Annotated in this window: 2 protein-coding genes; both read right to left on the reverse strand. The window is 68.4% G+C overall.

Translation table 11 applies throughout. The features are described from left to right. The coding region (locus tag AYJ54_RS31410; protein ID WP_063705247.1) for a chemotaxis protein CheW at positions 1-446 on the reverse strand (446 nt) is incomplete at its 3' end. Positions 447-547: 101 nt separating this feature from the next. Beyond that, a partial coding sequence (locus tag AYJ54_RS31415; RefSeq protein ID WP_063696632.1) for a hybrid sensor histidine kinase/response regulator occupies positions 548-2858 on the reverse strand: 2311 nt, incomplete at its 5' end.

Raw genomic sequence — 2858 nt, forward strand, 5'->3', positions numbered from 1 at the left:
AGCTCGAGGACGCGATCGACGTCGAGGACGACCATGAGCTGGCCGTCGAGGCGGTGGACGCCGCCGGCGAGCTTGGCCATGCGGGGGTCGAGGTTGACGGGGTTGTCCTCCTTGCCGTCCTCGGGCAGGCGCAGCACCTCGCCGATCTGGTCGATCAAAAGGCCGTAGGATTCGCCGCGCAGGTCGACGCCGACCGCCATCGGCGCCTTGCCGGCCTCGGCCTTGGGCAGGCCGAGCCGGGCGCGCATGTCGATCACGGTGACGATGCGGCCGCGCAGGTTGAGCACGCCGGCGATCTCGCGCGAGGCCAAGGGGACGCGGGTGACGCGCTCGGGCATGAACACGTCCTGGACGCGGGAGATCGGCAGGCCGAACAGCTGGCCGCCGATCATCGCGGTGACGTACTCGACCATGGCGCCCTCGGCGGTCTGCATCTTGCTGCTCATCGAAGTATCTCCTTCCCCGCCGCTTGTTGTTGGAGCATGATCTTGTCGGAAAACCGCTTCACACTTTGCGCTAACGCGGCCCTTCGGGTCCGGATCATGCGCTAGGCCGCCGCCCGGCTCAGCTCGGCGGCGCCGGCGGCGCCCGCGGTCTGCTCCTTCAGCGCCGCGATCAGCCCGGGACGGTCGAACTTGGCGACATAGTCGTGGAAGCCGGCCTGCCGGCCGCGCTCGATCGCCGCCGGCGAGACCAGCGCCGAGAGGCCGATGATCGGCGTTCCCGCCAGGTTGTGGTCCGCGCGCAGCGCCTCGGCGAACTCGAACCCGTTCATGTCGGGCATCTCGATGTCGGTCAGCACCACGTCGAAGTTCTGGCCCGCGCGCAGCGTCGCCAGCGCCTCCTGCGCGCCGCCCGCGGTGCGCACCCGGTAGCCGGCCGCCTTCAGCACCGGCGCCAGCATGTTGCGGAAGAAGGCGCTGTCGTCGACCAGCAGCACCGACTGCGCGTGCATCGACGGCTTCATCTCCTTGCGGGTGAACCAGTCGGCGAACGCCATCGGCAGGAAGTGGCCGACGTCGATCACCTCGGTGGCCTGGCCCTTGATCACGGCCGAGCCGAGAATGCCGCTAGCCGTGCCGCCGACCTCGATGTTGAGCCGTTCCTCGACGATGTCGATGATCTCGTCGACGACGAGGCCCATCGAGCGGCCGTCATCGGCGAACACCAGGATCGGCTGGGCGCCCTGGGACGCGATGGTGACGCCCTCCATGGCGACCAGCGGCATCAGCTGCTCGCGGTACTGCACCATGTAGCGGCCGTTACTGAACTCGATCTTGTCGGCGGGCAGCTCCTCGAGGCGGGTGACGAGGCCGAGCGGCACCGCCTTGGGCTGGCTCGAGCCGGCGCGGAACACCAAGAGCGAGGTGGTCTGCTCGCCGCTTCCGATGTGATGGGCGGCGGCCTCATCGGCCAGGTCGTGGGCCGAGGCGCCGGCGGCGCCGAGCGCCTTCGCAATGCCGTTGGGGTCGATGATCATGATCACCGCGCCATCGCCGAGGATGGTGTTGCCGGAGAACATGTCGATGTGGCGCAGCTTGGTCGACATCGGCTTGACCACGATCTCTTCGGTGTGGAACACGCCGTCGACGACGATGCCGAAGGTCTGGCTGCCGACCTGGGTCACCACGATAAAGCCGTTCTCGGGATCGCTAGCGGCGCCATCGTCGATCTTGAGCAGCTTCTTGAGGTGGATCAGCGGCAACAGCTTGTTGCGCAGGCGCAAGACCGCGGTGTCCTTGATGCGCTCGATGCGGTGCTCGGAGTTGGCGCGGGCCCGCACCAGCTCGACCACCGAGAGCTGCGGGATGGCAAAGCGGTCGCCGGCGGCCTCGACGATCAGCGCCGAGACGATCGCCAAGGTCAGCGGGATCTTGATGGTGACGGAGGAGCCTTCGCCGGCGACGCTCTTGATGTCGATGGTGCCGCCGATCTGGTCGATATTGGTGCGCACCACGTCCATGCCGACGCCGCGGCCGGAGACCGAGGTGATGGCGGCGGCGGTGGAGAAGCCCGGCGCGAAGATGAACTTGTGGATCTGCGCCTCGCTCATCTTCTCGAGCTCGGCCTCGGTGACGAGGCCGCTCGAGAGCGCCTTGGCCTTGATCTTCTCGGTGTTGAGGCCTCTTCCGTTGTCGGCGATGCAGATGATGATGTGGCCGCCCTCGTGATAGGCGGACAGCCGAATCGTGCCCTGCTCGCCCTTGCCGCTCGCCAGCCGCTCGGCCGGGGTCTCCAGGCCATGGTCGGCGGAGTTGCGCACCATGTGGGTGAGCGGATCCTTGATCAGGTCGAGCACCTGGCGGTCGAGCTCGGTGTCGGCGCCGTGCATCTCGAGCTCGATCTGCTTGCCGAGTTCGCTCGACAGGTCGCGCACGATGCGCGGCAGCTTCTGCCAGGCATTGCCGATCGGCTGCATCCGCGTCTTCATGACGCCCTCCTGCAGCTCGGCGGTGACGTTGGAGAGGCGCTGCAACGGCACCTTGAACTCGGTGTCCTCGTTGCGGCGGGAGATCTCCAGGAGCTGGTTGCGGGTCAGGACCAGCTCGGAGACCATGGTCATCAAATGCTCCAGCGTATCCACGTTGACGCGGATCGACTGGTTGGCGATGCGGTCGCCGTCGGCGGCGGTCTCGTCGGCCATCGACCTCTTGGGCGCGGCCTTCTCCCGGGCGGCGGGTTTGGCGGCGTCCTTGACGGGCGCCGCGGCGGCCGGCGCCGGCGCGGCCCTGGCGACCGGCGTCGGCACCTCGATCGCGGTCTCGCGGAAGGCGCGCTCGAGTTCGTCCAGCGACACCTCGCCCGGGCGCAGCGGGCGCTCCAGGGTCTGCGCGACCAGCGCGCCCGTGGTCAGCTGC

Source organism: Bradyrhizobium centrolobii, assembly GCF_001641635.1.
Taxonomy (GTDB): Bacteria; Pseudomonadota; Alphaproteobacteria; order Rhizobiales; family Xanthobacteraceae; genus Bradyrhizobium; species Bradyrhizobium centrolobii.